A 19414-nucleotide genomic window follows, 5' to 3' on the forward strand; every position below is an offset into this window, starting at 1 on the left:
CTTTCGCCCTTTATGATTGCCCGGAGTTCCCATGACATTCTGCTGTCCTCTTTGCCACGCGCCGCTGGCGCAAACGGATAAAAGTTACGCCTGCCCGCAGGGGCATCGGTACGATATGGCGAAAGAGGGCTATGTCAATCTGCTCCCGGTGCAGCACAAGCGTTCCCGCGATCCGGGCGACAGCGCAGAGATGATGCAGGCGCGCAGAGCCTTTCTCGACGCTGGTCATTATCAGCCCCTGCGCGATGCAGTCGCCGGTAAGCTGGCGACCTTACTGCCCGATAGCGCAACGTCGATTCTTGATATCGGCTGTGGGGAAGGGTATTACACCGCCGCTTTTGCCGATACTGCAGCGACAAAGGGTGCCGGAACCTTTGGTCTGGACGTCTCTAAATCCGCCATTCGTGCCGCAGCTAAACGCTATTCGCAGGTCACCTTTTGCGTGGCGTCCAGCCACCGTCTGCCGTTTGAAGAGAGCAGCATGGATGCGGTAATCCGCATTTACGCCCCCTGCAAAGGGGAAGAGCTGGCCCGGGTGGTGAAAGAGGGCGGCTGGGTGATTACCGTTACGCCGGGTCCGCGTCACCTGATGGAGCTGAAAGGGCTGATTTACAGCGACGTTCTGCTGCATGCCCCGCACTCAGAACAGCTGGCAGGTTTTGCGCTCCGGGAGGAGCAGTCGCTGGCGTATAACATGTCGTTGAGCGGAACAGAGGCGGTGGCGCTGTTACAGATGACGCCGTTTGCGTGGCGGGCAAAACCGGAGGTGTGGGAGACGCTGGCAAAACAGGAACTATTTAGCTGCCAGACCGATTTTAGCATCCACTGCTGGCAGCGCGTCTGTTAACCGGCGAAGTGGCTCCACATGATTTGAGCCCCAATACCCATTAACACCACACCGCCGAGGATCTCGGCGCGTTTGCCTAACAGCGGGCCGATAAAGCGGCCGATCATCATCCCCAGGGTGGACATGATTAAGGTCGCGCAGCCAATCGCCAGCGCGGTAGCGATGATGTTCACCTGCAAAAACGCCAGCCCCACGCCAACCGCCATTGCATCAAGACTGGTGGCGATTGCCGTCGTCACCAGCAGCCAGAAGCCGTGGCGGTGAACGGGCTGGTCTTCATCGACATCATTACGAATGCCTTCGATAACCATACGCCCGCCGAGAAAGGTCAGCAGGATAAAGGCGATCCAGTGGTTCCACTCCAGCACGAACTGGCTGGCGAGCATCCCCAGACCCCAGCCGATCAGCGGCGTCAGGGTTTCAATCGCACCGAAGATAAGGCCGGTACGCAGGGCTTCAGAGAATTTGGGTTTGTGGAGCGTGGCACCTTTCCCCATGGAAGCAGCAAATGCATCCATAGACATACCAAAGGCCAGAAGAAGGGTTGCAGAGAGGTTCATCAGCGCGTCCAGACCGGGAATATCCATATGACACATCACTGCCCCCAGTAAACAGCAGTTGATGCATCTATGGTCTCGCCTGATCCCTCTGCCTGACGCAGAAACAATCCGTACGTGCCACGTTTTGCAACGAGTATGTTGACACGTACATTTCCGGTATACCGGAAATCGGCTACTCCCCAACGACGGGCGCAACCTTAACATATTTTGAGAAGTTAAAACAACAGCCGGAAAGTATTATTCGTCAGGCTTGATGATAACGATTTTCATTTAGATTTTGATGTGAAAATAACGTTAATAATATGACGTGTATTACATCATCGAATATAGCTTTGGCTATATGACTGGATAAATTCATCGTCAAAATATAGCCAGTGCTATTATTTTATCTCATTGAATTTTAACGATTAATTTGTATATTTTCTCCAGGTCGTCAATATTCTTGACCCGAACGAGCAGGCGCCGCTGCTCTAATTGCATCACCAGCACGCCGTCTTCCGATAAATTCATCTCTTTAATACGGTTATATTCTATCCAGACATTGGCGAAAAAGAATCCAGTGGATTTGAAGATTATTTTCGGCACCCGCATCCAGAACAGATAAAACGCCATTAATGCCAGAGCGCATAATAACCATGTGGTTAATAAAGCCCCCTGGCTCATCACGTTGTTATAAATCAGGATCATCAGCAGGCCGGCAAAGATGACGGCATCAACGCGGCCGCGACGCAGCAGGGGGATGGTCAGCAGGGTCGCGCCGTGGCGGCGGGGCATGATCAATTCGTCGTAGATGGCATACGCCAGAAGGGCAACAATAAAGACAACCAGTACGATGTCCGTGACCGTCATTCATCCTCCGGATAAAAAAACGGGGGCGTACATGCCCCCGGTGTATTCAGTAAAACTTACAGACCCAGCAGACCGATAGCGTAACCCACGATACCGATAACGAAGAAGCCGACGATGATCCACAGCGCATTGACTTTCTTACGCAGCAGCCACATACAGGCGAAGGTTAACAGCAGCGGAACCAGGCCCGGCATCAGCTGGTCAAGGATGGTCTGCACGGTGGTGACGCGAGTCTGGCCATCCTGGCCGGTGATGGTTGACACCACCAGCGGGATGTTGACGTGCGTCCACTTGTTCACCAGCGCCCCCATGACAAACAGGCCGAGGATTGACGCCCCCTCAGTCAGTTTCTGCAGGAAGCCGCCGCCCATATCCTGAACGATATCCACCCCTTTACGGTAGCCGTAGGCCACGCCGTAGTAACGGGTCGCCAGACGCACCACGTTGAACAGGATAAAGAACAGCAGAGGACCGAGCAGGCTACCGCTCATGGCAATACCGGCACCCAACGCCGCGAAGACCGGACGCACGGTACCCCAGAAGATGGGGTCGCCTACGCCCGCCAGCGGCCCCATCAGACCCACTTTGATACCGTTGATGGCACCATCGTCGATCTCGGCCCCGTTTGCGCGCTGCTCTTCCATCGCCAGGGTTACGCCCAGTACCGGGGCTGCAACGTAAGGATGGGTGTTAAAGAATTCCAGGTGACGCTTAATCGCCTGACGACGCGCTTCGTTATTTTCCGGATACAGACGTTTAATCGCCGGCACCATCGAGAAGCAGAAGCCCAGCGCCTGCATACGTTCGAAGTTCCATGAACCCTGGAACAGGTTAGAACGGATGAACACGCCACGAATATCCCCTGGAGTCAGTTTTTTCTGAGGGGTAGTTTTAGTCATATCAACCATGTCGCTCACCTGCTAGTCCAGTTCGTTATCAAGATCGTTATTACCAGCAACCTGTGCACCACCGGCTACGCGGTTATATTTCGGGCTCAGCTGGATATAGAGGATAGCCATGACCGCACCAATCACACCCAGTGCCACCAGGTTGAAGTTGGTAAATGCCGCGGTAACAAAGCCGAGGTAGAAGAACGGCATCAGGTAGCCTGCGCGCATCATGTTGATGACCATCGCATAACCCACCACCACGATCATGCCGCCGGCAATGTTCAGACCGCCGGTCACCACCTCAGGAATGGCGTTCAGCATGCTCTGGACTTCGCTGGTACCCACAGAAATCGCCACGATAACCGCCGGGATAGCGATACGCATCGCCTGCAGGAACAGGGACGAGACGTGGATCCAGGAGAGTGCCGTCAGGTTGCCATTCTCCGCCGCCTTATCAGCCGCATGCTGGAACGCAACGGTGATGGTACGCACGATGATGGTCAGAACCTGGCCTGCCGCCGCCAGCGGGATAGCCAGCGCGATACCGGCACCGATATTTTGATGGCCGGCGATAACCAGAACGGTAGAGATGATGGAGGCGAGGGCCGCATCCGGTGCCACTGCCGCACCGATGTTCATCCAGCCAAGGGCGATCATTTCCAGGGTACCACCGATGATGATACCGGTTTTCATATCCCCGAGAACGGCGCCGATTAAGGTACAGGCAACCAGCGGACGGTGAAACTGAAATTCATCAAGTACGGATTCCATACCCGCTATACACGCGACGATGAACACCAGCACAATCTGAAGAGTGGTAATCTCCATTGTACTTCTCCTATGACATAAGCTTTATGTGAAAATCAGCGCAGGGTTATTTCCCGACTTTGCCGATCAAATCCATCATTTTCAGTTTCTGATCGGTGGAAACTTTACGGGCCTCAAGTTCAATACCGCGGGCATTGAGTTTCTTAAAGGCTTCGATATCTTTCTCATCGACTGAAATCGCGTTGTTCACCTGGGTTTTACCCTGACGGAACGCCATACCCCCAATGTTGACAGACGTAATATTTACGCCGCCTTCGACAACGCGTTCAACGTCGGTCGGATTGGTAAACAGCAGCATGATGCGCTCGCCCGCATATTTCGGGTTGTTATAGACGCGGATCATTTTGGCGACGTCCACCACATGGGCGGTCACGCCCGGCGGCGCCACCTGGGTGAGGAGGGTTTTACGCACCGTATCAGCGGCCACTTCATCGCTGACCACGATGATACGCTGGACGTTGGTCTCTTTGGTCCAGCGTGTCGCAACCTGACCATGAATCAGTCGGTCGTCGATACGCGCAAGGCCTATCTGCATGTAATCGTTCGGGCCCATGGGCTTCAGCGGGGCGGCGGCTTTAGGGGCAGCAGTGGCGGCAACCGGTGCAGCTTTCGCAACCTCAACCGGTTTCGCTTTCAGCGCTTTCACGCCTTCGCGACCGGTTTCGACCGCCAGCGCCACCAGCTCGTCAAAGCTCGGGTTGTCGTCGCGTGCCATCAGGGTCTCAACCAGCATCGGAATATTGACCCCGGCGACCACTTCATACTGGTCTTTATCGACAACAATGCGGCTGGCGGCGTTAAACGGGCTACCACCCCATGTGTCAACAAGGAACAATACGCCGCTGCTGGTATCCAGTCTGGAGAGTTGAGCCGTGTATTTCTCTATCAGTGTCTCGGCGTTTTCACCGGGAACGAAATCGATCCAGCCGACGTTTTCCTGTTCGCCTAAAAGCATTTCTGCGGTTTTAAGTAACTGCTCTGCAGCCCAACCATGTGTGCCTATAACAATAGCAATAGTCACTTGCTACCTCCTTTTATTATCGTTAATGCCCATCATGAGTCAGGACATTAGAGATCATCTTCGAAAGAACGAATCGATTCAGATAAGGGTTAGAGTTCAATTTACTAAGACTTACGCGATTTATTTTAGACAGTGAAAAAATAATTTATGTGATGAAGATCCGTAATTTAGCCTAAGCCAATGAGATATTTCTGCGATCAAAAAAAGCGCTGAAACATCTGTTTGCAAAGGAAAGTAAATCTTTGCCATAAAGCCCATGTCTCTGATATGTTTAGCGTCCGTTTACTTGTCAGGAGTATTGGGCAGTAGCCCACTGTATGGACCGTCACCGACGCCAGTCACACATCCGGCCAACTCTGGCCAGCCTTACCGGCGACTCTCGCCACTCACTGTTTACGCCTTCTACCGTTTCGCCCGCATCTGTCGCGGCGCCGTTTTGCCATTCCTTTAGCAGGAGCTTGTCATGGAATTCTTAATGGACCCGCAAATCTGGGTGGGATTGCTCACGCTGGTGGTACTTGAGATCGTTCTCGGCATCGATAACCTGGTGTTTATTGCCATCCTTGCGGATAAACTGCCGCCTAAACAACGGGATAAAGCACGTTTAATCGGCCTTTCTTTAGCGCTGATCATGCGTCTTGCGCTGCTGTCGGTCATCTCGTGGATGGTAACGCTGACCAAACCCCTGTTCACTGTCTTCGATTTCACCTTCTCAGGGCGTGACCTGATCATGCTGGTGGGGGGGCTATTCTTGCTCTTCAAAGCCACAACCGAACTTCATGAACGGCTGGAAAACCGCCAGCATGACGACGGACACGGCAAAGGCTACGCCAGTTTCTGGGTGGTGGTCATGCAAATCGTGGTGCTGGATGCCGTCTTCTCCCTCGACGCGGTGATTACCGCTGTCGGTATGGTGAACCACCTGCCGGTGATGATGGCTGCTGTGATCATTGCGATGGCGGTGATGCTGCTCGCCTCGAAGCCGTTGACACGATTCGTGAACGAGCATCCGACCGTGGTGGTGCTCTGTCTGAGCTTCCTGCTGATGATTGGTCTGAGCCTGGTGGCAGAAGGTTTCGGCTTCCATATTCCGAAAGGCTATCTGTACGCCGCAATTGGTTTCTCGATCATTATAGAGATGTTTAACCAGATTGCCCGCCGCAACTTTATTCGCCAGCAGTCGAATCAGCCGCTGCGTGCCCGTACCGCTGATGCGATTCTGCGTCTGATGGGCGGCCGCCGTGAAGCCAAAGCGCAGCAGGACAACGATAACCATGCTCCGGTGCCGGTGCCTGAAGGCGCCTTTGTGGAAGAAGAACGCTATATGATCAACGGCGTGCTGTCGCTGGCCTCGCGCTCCCTGCGCGGGATCATGACCCCGCGCGGTGAGATCAGCTGGGTTGATGCCAGCCTGAGCGTGGAAGAAATCCGCCAGCAGCTGCTCTCCTCCCCGCACAGCCTGTTCCCGGTGTGTCGCGGTGAGCTGGATGAGATCATCGGTATTGTGCGTGCTAAAGAGATGCTGGTGGCGCTGGAAGAGGGGGCGAACGTTGAAGCCATTGCGGCCGCCTCGCCTGCCATCGTGGTGCCGGAGACCCTCGACCCGATCAATCTGCTGGGCGTGCTGCGTCGTGCCCGGGGTAGCTTTGTGATCGTGACCAACGAGTTTGGCGTGGTGCAGGGTCTGGTGACGCCGCTGGACGTCCTGGAAGCGATTGCCGGTGAGTTCCCGGATGCTGACGAAACGCCGGAAATCATCAACGACAATGATGGCTGGCTGGTAAAAGGCACCACCGACCTGCATGCGCTGCAACATACGCTGGGTCTGGAACATCTGACCAACAACGATGATGATATCGCGACGGTGGCGGGTCTGGTGATTGCCGTTAACGGTCAGATCCCGCGTGCCGGTGATGTGCTCGAATTGCCGCCGCTGAAGATAACCATCGTGACCGCCAATGATTACCGCGTTGACCTGGTGCGCATTGTTAAAGAGCAGTCTGGCCACGACGAAGACGAGTAATCAGGGTAACGACGGCATCATGTTCCCGTTGTGAGAGGCTGGCGGAGGTGAACTCTCCGCCAGCCACTGCGGGAAATCCCGCAGCGGCATTGGCCGCGCATACAGGAATCCCTGCAGAATTTCGACGCCGTGCAGGCGTAGATGCTTCGCCTGGTCGCAGGTCTCCACCCCTTCCGCCACCAGCTCAATGTTCAGACGCTGGGCCAGGGCAATAATAATATCCGTCACCGTCGAGTTAACGGCATCGGTGCCAATCGCGGCGGTGAAGGATTTATCTATTTTCAGCACTTCCGGATTGAGTTTTTCCAGCCACGACAGCGAGCTGTTGCCGGTGCCGAAATCATCGATCGCCAGCTTGACCCCTTTCTGATGCAGGGCCTCCACAATGTTGTAATCCATCTCCAGCAGGGTATCGCGCTCGGTGAGCTCAATCACCAGCTGCTGCGCGGGCTCGGCGCTGAACCAGACGCTGTTAAGATCGTGGAGAAGCACCCCGTCGCGAAAATGTTTGGCCGCCACGTTGATGCCAATATGAAACCCCGACGCGGTGGGAAACATCGCCAGATGGCTGACGGTTTCGATCAGCACGTAGCGGGTCAGGGGGACAATCAGGTTATGCTCCTCCGCCAGCGGGATAAAAATATCCGGGGCGATCCACCCCTGCCGCGGGTTATTCCAGCGCAGAAGAATTTCTACCCCCACGCAGTCCTGCTTTTTGGCATCGATCAGCGGCTGGCAGAACAGCTCAAACTCTCCGGCAGCCAGCCCATAATTAATCTCCCGGGTGAAACTCATGCGGCTGGCGGTGGCAAGCCAGGCGATATAGCCCACCAGCATGGTGAATATCACTGCCAGGGGCAGCTGTGAGGGCAGGTTTCTCAGGGCCAGATCCGTCGGGCCAGGGCCGTTCACCGTGATGGTGAACGGGAAATTGCTGGAGGCCTGCTGAAACACCGTCTCGTCGCTGTCAAACACCAGCGCATCCGAGAGCTGGCGGTCATAGTTCAGATGCTTACCGCCGACGCTGAGGTTAACGTCGTTGATAATGGGCAGCTGGGGCTCCAGCAGCAGTCTGGCAATAAGATCGATATTCACAATCTCTATCACCCCATCATCGACCTGGCCCGGCACCGGATACCACTGGATAAGCACCGGACTGCCCTGCAGCAGGGCATGGTCGGTGGTAAGGAGCAGTAAAGGCTGAGAAGCGGGCAGCCGGGGCTGGAACTGGCTGATGGGGATATCGCGGTTTCCGAACATGCTGGAGCAGTAGAGAATACCGTCCTTGATCAGACCAATCGAGCGCACGGTTTGCAGGGAGGCGGCCTGTTTACGCAGTAAAAAATTGACCTCCACGCAGGGCAGGCCGATCAGCGGCTGCACCACGTCGCGCCCGGTCTCCAGCGGCAGCAGGATCTTATCCAGGGTCTCAACTGCATGCGACACGAAAGCGGCGGTAGACTGTTGATTTAAATTACGCTGCGAAATAAAGCCGATGATGAGTGAGCAGATGAGAGTGGAGAAGGACAGCACCAGGCAGACGATAATCCGTTTGCGGCGATAATTTTTAATTATCCTGTGAGCTGTTTGCATGCCACGGCCACCCGAAAAGCCACTGGCGCCAATGCCCGTGGCAACTCAGCTAGTGTAGTGGTCATTATTTCAGGTAACGAGAAAAGTGCATGAAATTCGCCCATCTGTATCAGATGGGCGAAGGGGGTATGAAAGACGAAAGTTGCAGCAGGGCAGTCAGAGGATTAGTCGCACTGCACCTTAATCGCCAGGCCGCCGCGGGAGGTTTCGCGGTATTTGGCGTTCATGTCTTTGCCGGTTTCGTACATGGTTTCGATTACCTTATCCAGCGAGACGCGCGGTTCGCTGGTGCGGCGCATCGCCATGCGGGAGGCGTTAATCGCTTTCACCGAGGCAATCGCGTTACGTTCGATACACGGCACCTGCACCTGACCGGCAACCGGGTCGCAGGTCAGACCGAGGTTATGCTCCATGCCGATCTCTGCCGCCACGCACACCTGTTCCGGGCTGGCGCCCAGCAGCTCAGCCAGACCGGCAGCCGCCATTGAGCAGGCCACGCCGACTTCACCCTGACAGCCGACTTCGGCGCCGGAGATGGAGGCGTTCATCTTATACAGCGCACCCACCGCGCCGGCGGCGAGGAAGTAGCGAATGTAGATATCCGGGCTCACCGATTCGATAAAGTGATCGTAGTAGGCCAGTACCGCCGGAACGATCCCGCAGGCACCGTTGGTCGGGGCCGTGACCACACGTCCGCCAGCGGCATTCTCTTCGTTTACCGCCAGGGCAAACATGTTCACCCAGTCGATGACGTTCATCGGATCGTTGGAATACTTGTCGGTGGTGACCAGCATCCGGCGCAGGGCAGAGGCGCGACGCGGTACGCGCAGCGGACCCGGCAACACGCCTTCGGTATTGATGCCGCGATCGATACAGGCGCGCATGGTCTGCCAGACGTTAGCAAAATAGTCTTCAATCTCTTTCTTGCTGTGCAGCGCCAGTTCGTTCTGCATCACCATGCCGGAGAGGGACAGGCCGGTCTCGTGGCAGTAATCCAGCATCTCTTTCGCTGACTTGAACGGGTAAGGCACGTTCACGTCGCCCGCCGTGTCTTTGCCAAAATGCTCTTCGTCGACAATAAAGCCGCCGCCGATGGAGTAATAGGTTTTGCTGTAGACCACTTTGTCGCCGCTGAAGGCGTGGATCTGCATCCCGTTCTCATGCAACGAGAGGTTGTCGCTGCGAAAACGCATGCCGTCGTCCTGCGGGAAATCCACTTCCTGCCGGCCATTCGCCAGCAACAGACGACCGCGCGTTTCCACGTCGCGGATAAACGCCGGAATGGCGTCAATATCTACGGTGTCCGGCATATTTCCGGCCAGACCCATAATAATGGCGATATCGGTGTGGTGGCCTTTACCCGTTAACGACAGTGAACCGTATACGTCCACCGCCACGCGGGTAATGCTGTCCAGTAATCCTTTTTCGACCAGGTCATCGACGAACTGTTTACCGGCCTTCATCGGCCCTACAGTGTGGGAAGAAGAGGGACCAATCCCCACTTTGAACATGTCGAATATACTAATCACTTTAACACTCCTGACAGGGTTACCGGGTTTCCAGTAACGATGTAATAACTTCGCATAGTGTAAGAGGGAAGCCCGTCGTCAGCTCAACTATTCACATGAATTAAACTAATGGCCAACGCGGAATTAACTAATAGCGGGAGGCGGATCGCAAAGGTGCAAAAAAGAGGCGAATGTAAAGTATAGTCAAGGTTTCAGGCCGATCTGCAGCGCCAGCTCGCGAATAATTCCCGCGGTCATGCCCCAGACAAAATAATGCTGATACCAGGAGAGCCATACCCGATGATCGTGGCCACGACGATGAATATCCAGGGGATGATAACGGCTCAGACGCAGGGCTTCGGCGAGCGGCATTTCGAACACCGACTCCACTTCATCGACGCTGGCATGATAGGGCAGGTTGGGAGGAATAATGCCCACCACCGGCGTCACCTGAAAACCGGTCACGCTGTCCACCGGCGGCAGGACGCCAATCACTTCGACCTTGTGCGGCGGAATAGCCACTTCTTCCTCGGCTTCACGCAGAGCAGCGGCAATTAACGAGGCGTCGGTGCTGTCCACCGCGCCGCCAGGAAACGCCACCTGACCGGCATGTTTGCGCATCTGCGCGGAACGTCGGGTCAGCAACAGGCCCGGCTGCTCCCGACGCACCACCGGGATCAGCACCGCCGCCTGACGCTGGTTTAACGACGTGCTGTTCACCTGTGGACGCAAAAGCTGAAAACGCGATAAAAAATTGTCGAGAGTCAGATCGTGGGTATTCACCAGTTAGCGCTCCAGTTGTTGCAGAATACGATTCACTTTATCAAAGGTTTCCTGATATTCCGCTGCGGCCTGGCTGTCAGCCACGATCCCGCCGCCTGCGGAACAGTAAATTTGTCCATCCACTGCCGTCAGGGTACGAATGGTAATGCTGGTATCCATGCCGCCGCACAGACTGAGATAGCCGATGCTGCCGCACCAGGCGTTACGGCGGTGAGGCTCCAGCTCGTCGATGATCTCCATCGCCCGCACCTTAGGCGCGCCGGTGATCGATCCGCCGGGGAAGGCGGCGCGCAGCAGATCGCAGGCGGTCTGCGTTGGCGGCAGCCGGGCGGTAATGGTGCTTACCAGGTGATGAACGGCCGGGAAGGGCTCGACCACGAACAGCTCCGGCACCCGCACGCTTCCCGGCTCCGCCACCCGGCCAATGTCATTGCGCATCAGATCGACAATCATCAGGTTCTCGGCTCTGTCTTTCGGCGAGGCGGCGAGTTTCTCCGCCTGCTGACGATCGGCGTCCGCATCCGCGAGGCGCGGCAGGGTGCCTTTGATCGGGCGGGTCTGGATGACGCCCTCCGCCAGATGGATAAACCGCTCCGGTGAGAGGCTCAGGATAGCTCCCTCTTCGAGACGCAAAAAGGCACTAAACGGGGCGCGGTTGTTGGCATTCAGCCGGGTAAAGGCCTGCCACTCGTCGCCCTCATAGCGGGCCTGAAAACGCTGGGCCAGATTGACCTGATAACAGTCGCCGCTGTGCAAAAAGGCCTGCACGCGATCGAATTTTTGATGGTACTCCGCCGCGGACATATTGGCCTGCCAGCCGGAGGTCAGCCGGAACGCGGGCGCATTAGCGGGCACGCGTTGTGATTCGAGCCACGCCAGCCGGGCTTCTGCGTCGCCATGACAGACCAGCGACACCTGCTGTTTGCGATGATCGACAACGATCGCCCAGTCGTACAGGCCGACGGCCATGTCCGCCAGGGTAATATCACGCCCGGCTCGTTCCGGCAGCTGTTCGAAGCGGCGACCGAGGTCGTAGCCGAACAACCCCAGCGCGCCGCCCTGGAAGGGCAGGTCCCGGTTCGGCGAGCAGGGCAGGCCCATCTCATCCATAGCCTGCTGAAGCAAACTCAACGGGCAGGCGTCCGAGTGAACACCGTCAATCAGCGTATCCGCCCCGTGAGTTACCAGGGTGGTGCGCGGGTCGGCCACCAGAATGTCAAAGCGGCTGTAGGGATGATCCGCATGGCCGGAATGCAGCAGCATCGCCCACGGCAGAGAGCTTAGCGGCGCAAACCAGAATTCTGCGGCATCCGGGTGCCAGGGTAATGTCAAAACAGTGGGGGATAACGGGTTCATGGGTGGTAGACTACCGGGCAGCGTGAAATAATTAGCGCTGATAATTTAGCAGGAGTTGACGATGTTTGCAGGTTTACCTTCACTGAGCCACGACCAGCAGCAAAAGGCCGTCGAGCGTATTCAGGAGCTGATGTCCCAGGGGATGAGCAGCGGGCAGGCCATTACCCAGGTGGCAAACGAGTTGCGCGCCACCCATACCGGCGAGCGGATCGTGGCGCGTTTTGAAGATGAGGATGAAGAAGAGTAACGCCCTTACACTGCGGCGATAATCTTAATCTCCACCTTATACTGCGGTTTCATCAGTGTCGCCTGTACCGTGCAACGTACAGGCGCGTGACCTGCCACCACCCACTCATCCCAGGCTTTGTTCATCGCCGCGAAATCATCTTTGTTCGCCAGGAAAATCGTCGCATCCAGAATGTGCGATTTGTCGCTGCCCTGTTTTTCCAGTACCGCGTCGATCTGCGCCAGGGTATTGGCGGTCTGCTCATAAGCCTCGGCATCCAGATTGGCCGGGACGCCGGTGTAGTACAGGGTCTGGTTGTGGATCACCACATCTGACCAGCGGGCTTCGGCATCAATGCGCACAATTGTCATTTACGTTTCCTCGTGAGTGTCTGTTTCAGCAGGCAAGACTGCCATATTGTTTTGCCTGCGTCACTCTCGACTGGCGCCAGGGCGAGTGGCCTGACATAATCCCCTGTGCAAAAATACAGGGGGCAGAGTGGCAGACGATTTCGCAGCAGACGGACAGTTAGCAAAGGCAATTCCCGGCTTTAAGCCGCGCGAACCGCAGCGTCAGATGGCGCACGCGGTAGCCGAGGCAATCGACAGCGCCCGGCCGCTGGTGGTAGAAGCGGGCACCGGCACCGGTAAAACCTATGCCTACCTCGCGCCCGCGCTGCGTGCCAAAAAGAAAGTGATCATCTCCACCGGATCAAAGGCGTTGCAGGATCAGCTCTACAGCCGCGACCTGCCTACCGTGGCTAAAGCCCTGAAGTATAAAGGTCGTCTGGCCCTGCTGAAAGGGCGCTCCAACTACCTCTGTATTGAACGACTCGACCAGCAGGCGCTGGCCGGGGGCGATCTGCCGGTGCAGACGCTCAGCGATGTGATCATCCTGCGCACCTGGGCTAACCAGACCCTCGACGGAGACATCAGCACCTGCGCCAGCGTGGCCGAAGACTCCGCCGTCTGGCCACTGGTCACCAGCACCAATGACAACTGTCTCGGCAGCGACTGCCCGCTCTACAAAGACTGTTTTGTGGTCAAAGCGCGTAAAACGGCGATGGATGCCGACGTGGTGGTGGTCAACCACCACCTGTTCCTCGCGGATATGGTGGTGAAGGAGAGCGGCTTTGGTGAGCTGATCCCCGAGGCTGACGTATTGATCTTCGATGAAGCCCATCAGCTCCCGGATATCGCCAGCCAGTATTTCGGTCAGTCCCTCTCCAGCCGCCAGCTGCTGGACCTGGCGAAAGATTTCACTATCGCCTACCGCACCGAACTGAAAGATACCCAGCAGCTGCAGAAGTGCGCCGACCGGCTGGCGCAAAGCACTCAGGATTTCCGTATGCAGCTCGGCGATCCGGGCTATCGCGGCAACCTGCGCGAACTGCTGGCCGATCAGCATATTCAGCGGGCGCTGCTGCTGCTCGACGACGCCCTCGAGCTCTGCTACGACGTGGCGAAGCTCTCCCTTGGCCGTTCCGCACTGCTGGATGCCGCCTTCGAGCGCGCCACGCTCTACCGCACCCGCCTGAAACGGCTGAAAGAGTTTAACCAGCCAGGCTACAGCTACTGGTACGAATGCAACTCGCGCCATTTCACCCTCGCCCTGACGCCGCTCACCGTGGCCGATAAATTCCAGGAGGTGATGGCGCAAAAACCGGGCAGCTGGATCTTTACCTCCGCTACGCTGTCGGTGAACGACGATCTGCACCACTTCACCGAACGTCTCGGCATCGCAGAGGCCAAATCCCTGCTGCTGCCGAGCCCGTTTGATTACGCCACCCAGGCGCTGCTCTGCGTACCGCGTAATCTGCCGCTGCCTAATCAGCCCGGCGCCGCCCGCCATCTGGCGGCGATGCTCAAGCCGATGATCGAGGCCAACAACGGCCGCTGCTTTATGCTCTGTACCTCCCACGCCATGATGCGCGATCTGGCGGAGCAGTTCCGCGCCACCATGACCCTGCCGGTGCTGTTGCAGGGTGAAACCAGCAAAGGCCAGCTGCTCCAGCAGTTTGTCACCGCCGGCAACGCTCTGCTGGTGGCGACCAGCAGCTTCTGGGAAGGGGTGGACGTGCGCGGTGACGCCCTGTCGCTGGTGATCATCGACAAACTGCCTTTCACCTCGCCGGACGATCCGCTCCTGAAGGCGCGAATGGAAGATTGCCGTCTGCGCGGGGGCGATCCCTTTGATGAGGTGCAGCTTCCGGACGCGGTGATCACCCTCAAGCAGGGGGTGGGGCGCCTGATCCGCGACGTGGACGATCGCGGGGTGCTGGTGATCTGCGATAACCGGCTGGTGATGCGCCCGTACGGGGCCACTTTTATCGCCAGCCTGCCGCCGGCGCCGCGTACCCGGGATATCGATCGCGCAGTGCGTTTCCTGGCGGCGTCTGAGGCGGAGTAATTTACTGGCGGATGTGTTAAAATGCGCGCCTTTTTGTGACTGACCCTTGCGAGAGCGCGACAACACATGCGAATTCTGGCTATTGATACCGCCACAGAGGCCTGCTCTGTTGCCCTGTGGAACGACGGTAAACTCTGTGCTCATTTCGAAGAGTGCCCCCGGGAACATACCCAACGTATCCTGCCTTTGGTGAAGATGATCCTCACCGAGGGCAACACCTCCCTGAATAACCTCGATGCCCTGGCCTATGGCCGTGGCCCGGGCAGCTTTACCGGTGTGCGCATCGGGATTGGCATTGCCCAGGGACTGGCACTGGGTGCCGAACTGCCGATGATTGGCGTGTCGACCCTTGCTACCATGGCCGAGGGTGCCTGGCGCAATACCGGTGCTACCCGCGTGCTGGCCGCCATCGACGCCCGGATGGGCGAAGTTTACTGGGCCGAGTACACCCGCGATGAGCAGGGCGTCTGGCACGGGGAAGAGAGTGAAGCGGTGCTCACCCCGGACGCAGCAGGCGAACGCATGAAGCAGCTTTCCGGTGAGTGGGCAACCGTCGGCACCGGCTGGCCGGCCTGGCCGGATATGGCCAACGACAGCGGTCTGACCCTGGTGGACGGTAACGTGTTGTTGCCTGCCGCGGAAGATATGCTGCCTATCGCCCGTCAGCTGCTGGCCGCAGGAAACACCGTGGCGGTCGAGAAGGCCGAGCCGGTTTATTTGCGAAACACCGTAGCGTGGAAGAAACTTCCGGGCCGGGAGTGAATCTCAGTATCAGAGCCTGAGAAAAAGGAGTCGCATCATGGCGGTTCAAAAATATGTTGTTCGTCTGCTGACCGTCGGGGCCTTTGCCCTGGCATTAACAGGATGTGTCTCTGTCCCTGATGCGATCAAGGGCAGCAGCCCGACGCCGCAGCAGGATCTGGTCCGGGTGATGAACGCGCCGGAGCTGTATGTCGGCCAGGAAGCACGCTTCGGCGGTAAAGTGGTGGAGGTGTTGAACCAGCAGGGGAAAACCCGTCTGGAAATCGCCACCGTTCCGCTGGACAGCGGCGCGCGACCGGTGCTGGGTGAAGCCTCGCGCGGGCGTATCTATGCCGATGTGAACGGTTTCCTCGACCCGGTGGATTTCCGTGGTCAGCTGATCACCGTCGTCGGTACGATCACCGGCACGGAGCAGGGCAAAGTTGGCAACACGCCGTATAAATTTATGACCCTGCAGGCCAACGGCTATAAACGCTGGCGGGTAGTGCAGCAGGTGGTGATGCCGCCGCAGCCGATCGATCCCTTCTACTGGGGCCCGCATCCGTGGCGCTATGGATATGGCTACGGCTATGGCGGCTGGCCAGGTTACGGTCCCGGACCGGCTCAGGTTCGGACGGTAGTAACAGAGTAACTCCCTGTTAAGACTGAAGAAGAAACAGCGGCCTGGCCGCTGTTTCGTTTTTTTTATGTCCATAACAAAAATAAATAGTGACGCGCTTCGCAACCTTAAATCCGGGCAATAAATAAACTGGTACGCTGAGTTAATATTATGTTAACGACTTGTTTATTAACCGGGGCTGTGATGACGACGAACACGCATTTCAGAGGTGATGTAGTGAAGAAGGTTTGGCTTAACCGTTATCCTGCGGATGTGCCTGCAGAGATAAATCCTGACCGTTATCAATCCCTGGTTGAACTGTTTGAAAACTCCGTGACGCGCTACGCCGATCAGCCTGCGTTTGTGAACATGGGTGAGGTGATGACCTTCCGTAAGCTGGAAGAGCGCAGCCGGGCATTTGCGGCCTACCTGCAACAGGGTTTAGGCCTGAAGAAAGGTGACCGGGTAGCGCTGATGATGCCTAACCTGCTGCAGTATCCGGTGGCGCTGTTTGGTATCCTGCGCGCCGGGATGATCGTGGTTAACGTCAACCCGCTCTATACCCCGCGCGAGCTGGAGCACCAGCTGAACGACAGCGGTGCGGCGGCGATTGTGATTGTCTCCAACTTCGCGCACACCCTGGAAAAAGTGGTCGACAAGACCCAGGTCAAACACGTCATTCTGACGCGGATGGGCGATCAGCTCTCCACCGCCAAAGGGACGCTGGTTAACTTTGTTGTTAAATACGTCAAACGTCTGGTGCCGAAATATCACCTGCCGGACGCCATCTCCTTCCGCCGGGCGCTGCACAACGGCTACCGGATGCAGTACGTTAAACCGGAAGTGGTGCCGCAGGATCTGGCCTTCCTGCAGTACACCGGTGGCACCACCGGGGTGGCGAAAGGGGCGATGCTCACCCACCGCAACATGCTGGCGAACCTCGAACAGGTCAATGCCACCTACGGCCCGCTGCTGCATCGCGGCAAAGAGCTGGTGATCACCGCGCTGCCGCTCTACCACATCTTCGCCCTCACCATGAACTGCCTGCTGTTTATCGAGCTTGGTGGCCAGAACGTGCTCATCACCAACCCGCGGGATATTCCCGGCCTGGTGAAAGAGCTGGCGAAATATCCGTTTACCGCCATGACCGGGGTGAACACCCTGTTCAATGCCCTGCTGAACAACAAAGAGTTCCAGCAGCTCGACTTCTCGACCCTGCATCTGTCGGCGGGCGGTGGGATGCCGGTACAGCAGGCGGTGGCCGAGCGCTGGGTCAAACTCACCGGGCAGTATCTGCTGGAGGGCTATGGCCTGACCGAGTGCGCTCCGCTGGTGAGCGTCAACCCGCACGACATCGACTACCACAGCGGCAGCATCGGCCTGCCGGTGCCCTCCACCGAAGCCAAACTGGTGGATGACAACGATAACGAAGTGCCGCATGGCGAACCGGGCGAACTGTGCGTGAGAGGGCCGCAGGTGATGCTGGGCTACTGGCAGCGTCCGGATGCCACCGACGAAATCATCAAAGATGGCTGGCTGCACACCGGTGACATTGCGGTGATGGATGACGAAGGTTTCCTGCGCATCGTCGATCGTAAAAAAGACATGATCCTGGTCTCCGGGTTCAACGTCTATCCGAACGAGATTGAAGACGTGGTAATGCAGCACAACGGCGTGCTGGAAGTAGCCGCGGTAGGCGTTCCGGCTGGCAGCAGCGGTGAAACGGTCAAAATCTTTGTGGTGAAAAAAGATCCTGACCTCAGCGAAGAGGCGCTGATTACCTTCTGTCGTCGCCAGCTGACCGGCTACAAAGTGCCGAAACTGGTGGAGTTTCGCGACGAACTGCCAAAATCGAACGTCGGGAAGATATTACGACGAGAATTACGTGACGAAGCGCGCGCCAAAGTAGACAATAAAGCCTGAGCTTCGTGTTAGTCACCCCAAAACGCTGGCCTGGCCGGCGTTTTTTTATGGGCGCAAACCAAAGAGAATATGATTTGAATTACCAGATGATCACCACCAACGACGAGCTGGCTTCGCTGTGCGATGTCACCCGTGACGCACCCGCCATCGCGCTGGATACCGAATTTGTCCGTACCCGCACCTATTACCCGCAGCTGGGTCTGATCCAGATGTATGACGGAAAAAATGTGTCGCTTATCGACCCGCTGGGGATCACCGACTGGGCGCCAATGCGTGCGCTGCTGCTGAATACCGCCATCACTAAATATCTGCATGCCGGAAGTGAAGATCTGGAAGTTTTCCTCAATACCTTCGGCATCATGCCGGAGCCGCTGATCGACACCCAGATCCTCGCTGCCTTTGCCGGTCGCCCGCTGTCATGGGGTTTTGCCGCCATGGTGGAAGAGTACACCGGGCTGGCGATCGACAAGAGCGAATCCCGCACCGACTGGCTGGCGCGCCCGCTGACCGAACGCCAGCTCGACTACGCGGCGGCGGATGTGTTCTACCTGCTGCCGATTGCCGGTCAGCTGATGAAAGAGGCTGAAGCTTCCGGCTGGCTGCCTGCTGCCCTCAATGAGTGCCGGATGACGCAGCTGCGTCGTCAGGAGACCACCGATCCGAAAGAGGCATGGCGCGACATCAGCAACGCCTGGCAGCTGCGCACCCGCCAGCTGGCCTGTCTGCAGCTGCTGGCGGACTGGCGTCTGCGTAAGGCGCGCGAGCGCGACCTGGCGGTGAACTTTGTAGTGCGTGAAGAGCATCTGTGGGCCGTGGCGCGTTACATGCCGGGTAGCCTGGGCGAGCTGGACAGCATTGGCCTTTCCGGCTCGGAGATCCGCTTCCATGGTAAAACCCTGCTGGCGCTGGTGGAGAAGGCGCAGGCGTTGCCGGAAGAGGCATTGCCGCAGCCGCTGTTGAACCTGATGGATATGCCGGGTTATCGCAAAGCGTTTAAGGCGATTAAAGCCCTGGTGCAGGAAGTGGCAGCGGAGAGCAAAGTCAGCGCCGAGCTGCTGGCCTCACGTCGTCAGATCAACCAGCTGCTGAACGCGCACTGGAAGCTGAAGCCGCAGAACGGTACGCCGGAACTGATGGCAGGCTGGCGCGGGGAACTGATGGCCGATCGCCTGAATACGCTACTGGAAGCGTATCCGCAGTAATCGCCCCGGTGGGGAACCGTAGGCCGGGCAAGCGCA

Annotated in this window: 18 protein-coding genes and 1 riboswitch; of the genes, 8 read left to right on the forward strand and 10 right to left on the reverse strand. The window is 57.3% G+C overall.

Annotated features, from left to right (window positions below):
* Positions 1 to 31 precede the first annotated feature (31 nt).
* On the forward strand, positions 32 to 847 hold the full coding sequence (gene rlmA, locus LG383_RS05905; RefSeq protein ID WP_106993290.1) for a 23S rRNA (guanine(745)-N(1))-methyltransferase: 816 nt from the start codon (positions 32 to 34) through the stop codon (positions 845 to 847).
* Here the strand turns inward: rlmA and mntP are convergent.
* The 5 genes from mntP to manX form a co-directional block, all read right to left on the reverse strand.
* A complete protein-coding gene (mntP, locus tag LG383_RS05910) occupies positions 844 to 1407 on the reverse strand; it encodes a manganese efflux pump MntP (RefSeq protein ID WP_106993561.1) in 564 nt (187 codons plus the stop codon). The two genes, rlmA and mntP, sit on opposite strands and share 4 nt — an antisense overlap.
* A 10-nt stretch (positions 1408 to 1417) precedes the next feature.
* A riboswitch (yybP-ykoY riboswitch) is annotated at positions 1418 to 1600 on the reverse strand.
* Positions 1601 to 1797: 197 nt separating this feature from the next.
* On the reverse strand, positions 1798 to 2256 hold the full coding sequence (locus LG383_RS05915; RefSeq protein WP_225758550.1) for a DUF986 family protein: 459 nt from the start codon (positions 2254 to 2256) through the stop codon (positions 1798 to 1800).
* 56 nt (positions 2257 to 2312) lie between these two features.
* Positions 2313 to 3164, reverse strand: coding sequence for a PTS mannose transporter subunit IID (locus LG383_RS05920; protein ID WP_039030789.1), 852 nt, complete (start codon positions 3162 to 3164; stop codon positions 2313 to 2315).
* 12 nt (positions 3165 to 3176) lie between these two features.
* Positions 3177 to 3974, reverse strand: a complete 798-nt coding sequence (locus tag LG383_RS05925) for a PTS mannose/fructose/sorbose transporter subunit IIC (protein WP_106993287.1) — start codon at positions 3972 to 3974, stop codon at positions 3177 to 3179.
* 46 nt (positions 3975 to 4020) lie between these two features.
* Positions 4021 to 4995 carry a PTS mannose transporter subunit IIAB gene (gene manX / locus LG383_RS05930; RefSeq protein ID WP_106993286.1) on the reverse strand — a complete coding sequence of 325 codons (975 nt, stop codon included), beginning with the start codon at positions 4993 to 4995 and terminating at the stop codon, positions 4021 to 4023.
* Positions 4996 to 5458: 463 nt separating this feature from the next.
* Between manX and yoaE the strand changes: the two genes are divergently transcribed.
* Entirely contained in the window at positions 5459 to 7018 is a 1560-nt protein-coding gene (gene yoaE / locus LG383_RS05935; RefSeq protein WP_225758551.1) for a TerC family protein, read from the forward strand.
* On the opposite strand, the gene LG383_RS05940 is transcribed toward yoaE, so the two are convergent.
* The 4 genes from LG383_RS05940 to pabB all read right to left on the reverse strand — a co-directional run bounded on the left by LG383_RS05940 (position 7019) and on the right by pabB (position 12258).
* On the reverse strand, positions 7019 to 8611 hold the full coding sequence (locus LG383_RS05940) for an EAL domain-containing protein (protein WP_225758552.1): 1593 nt from the start codon (positions 8609 to 8611) through the stop codon (positions 7019 to 7021).
* A 164-nt stretch (positions 8612 to 8775) separates the two neighbouring features.
* Positions 8776 to 10140 carry an L-serine ammonia-lyase gene (sdaA, locus tag LG383_RS05945; protein WP_106993283.1) on the reverse strand — a complete coding sequence of 455 codons (1365 nt, stop codon included), beginning with the start codon at positions 10138 to 10140 and terminating at the stop codon, positions 8776 to 8778.
* A gap of 183 nt (positions 10141 to 10323) precedes the next feature.
* Entirely contained in the window at positions 10324 to 10902 is a 579-nt protein-coding gene (locus LG383_RS05950) for a CoA pyrophosphatase (protein ID WP_106993282.1), read from the reverse strand.
* 3 nt (positions 10903 to 10905) lie between these two features.
* A complete protein-coding gene (gene pabB, locus LG383_RS05955; RefSeq protein WP_225758553.1) occupies positions 10906 to 12258 on the reverse strand; it encodes an aminodeoxychorismate synthase component 1 in 1353 nt (450 codons plus the stop codon).
* A 61-nt stretch (positions 12259 to 12319) separates the two neighbouring features.
* Here pabB and LG383_RS05960 point away from each other — a divergent pair, with 61 nt between their 5' ends.
* Entirely contained in the window at positions 12320 to 12505 is a 186-nt protein-coding gene (locus tag LG383_RS05960; RefSeq protein ID WP_166182766.1) for a YoaH family protein, read from the forward strand.
* A 5-nt stretch (positions 12506 to 12510) separates the two neighbouring features.
* On the opposite strand, the gene LG383_RS05965 is transcribed toward LG383_RS05960, so the two are convergent.
* Positions 12511 to 12855: a RidA family protein gene (locus LG383_RS05965; protein WP_225758554.1), complete on the reverse strand. Its 345-nt coding sequence runs from the start codon at positions 12853 to 12855 to the stop codon at positions 12511 to 12513.
* A 127-nt stretch (positions 12856 to 12982) separates the two neighbouring features.
* Between LG383_RS05965 and LG383_RS05970 the strand changes: the two genes are divergently transcribed.
* The 5 genes from LG383_RS05970 to rnd all read left to right on the forward strand — a co-directional run bounded on the left by LG383_RS05970 (position 12983) and on the right by rnd (position 19378).
* A complete protein-coding gene (locus LG383_RS05970; protein ID WP_106993278.1) occupies positions 12983 to 14893 on the forward strand; it encodes an ATP-dependent DNA helicase in 1911 nt (636 codons plus the stop codon).
* Between the two features lie 66 nt (positions 14894 to 14959).
* Entirely contained in the window at positions 14960 to 15655 is a 696-nt protein-coding gene (gene tsaB, locus LG383_RS05975; RefSeq protein WP_106993277.1) for a tRNA (adenosine(37)-N6)-threonylcarbamoyltransferase complex dimerization subunit type 1 TsaB, read from the forward strand.
* 37 nt (positions 15656 to 15692) lie between these two features.
* Positions 15693 to 16286, forward strand: a complete 594-nt coding sequence (locus LG383_RS05980; RefSeq protein WP_225758555.1) for a Slp family lipoprotein — start codon at positions 15693 to 15695, stop codon at positions 16284 to 16286.
* A 204-nt stretch (positions 16287 to 16490) separates the two neighbouring features.
* Positions 16491 to 18176, forward strand: a complete 1686-nt coding sequence (gene fadD, locus LG383_RS05985) for a long-chain-fatty-acid--CoA ligase FadD (RefSeq protein ID WP_146145510.1) — start codon at positions 16491 to 16493, stop codon at positions 18174 to 18176.
* 74 nt (positions 18177 to 18250) lie between these two features.
* Entirely contained in the window at positions 18251 to 19378 is a 1128-nt protein-coding gene (gene rnd, locus LG383_RS05990; protein WP_106993560.1) for a ribonuclease D, read from the forward strand.
* The last annotated feature ends 36 nt before the right edge of the window (positions 19379 to 19414 follow it).

The sequence above is a fragment of the Leclercia sp. Marseille-Q4284 genome, from assembly GCF_916618945.1.
In the GTDB taxonomy this organism is placed as follows: Bacteria; Pseudomonadota; Gammaproteobacteria; order Enterobacterales; family Enterobacteriaceae; genus Enterobacter; species Enterobacter tamurae.

Bases quoted from the DNA above. Each gene is read 5' to 3' on its own strand.
- rlmA (WP_106993290.1), top strand. From the start codon at position 32: ATGACATTCTGCTGTCCTCTTTGCCACGCGCCGCTGGCGCAAACGGAT.
- mntP (WP_106993561.1), bottom strand. From the start codon at position 1,407: ATGAACCTCTCTGCAACCCTTCTTCTGGCCTTTGGTATGTCTATGGAT.
- LG383_RS05915 (WP_225758550.1), bottom strand. From the start codon at position 2,256: ATGACGGTCACGGACATCGTACTGGTTGTCTTTATTGTTGCCCTTCTG.
- LG383_RS05920 (WP_039030789.1), bottom strand. From the start codon at position 3,164: ATGGTTGATATGACTAAAACTACCCCTCAGAAAAAACTGACTCCAGGG.
- LG383_RS05925 (WP_106993287.1), bottom strand. From the start codon at position 3,974: ATGGAGATTACCACTCTTCAGATTGTGCTGGTGTTCATCGTCGCGTGT.
- yoaE (WP_225758551.1), top strand. From the start codon at position 5,459: ATGGAATTCTTAATGGACCCGCAAATCTGGGTGGGATTGCTCACGCTG.
- LG383_RS05940 (WP_225758552.1), bottom strand. From the start codon at position 8,611: ATGCAAACAGCTCACAGGATAATTAAAAATTATCGCCGCAAACGGATT.
- pabB (WP_225758553.1), bottom strand. From the start codon at position 12,258: ATGAACCCGTTATCCCCCACTGTTTTGACATTACCCTGGCACCCGGAT.
- LG383_RS05960 (WP_166182766.1), top strand. From the start codon at position 12,320: ATGTTTGCAGGTTTACCTTCACTGAGCCACGACCAGCAGCAAAAGGCC.
- LG383_RS05965 (WP_225758554.1), bottom strand. From the start codon at position 12,855: ATGACAATTGTGCGCATTGATGCCGAAGCCCGCTGGTCAGATGTGGTG.
- tsaB (WP_106993277.1), top strand. From the start codon at position 14,960: ATGCGAATTCTGGCTATTGATACCGCCACAGAGGCCTGCTCTGTTGCC.
- LG383_RS05980 (WP_225758555.1), top strand. From the start codon at position 15,693: ATGGCGGTTCAAAAATATGTTGTTCGTCTGCTGACCGTCGGGGCCTTT.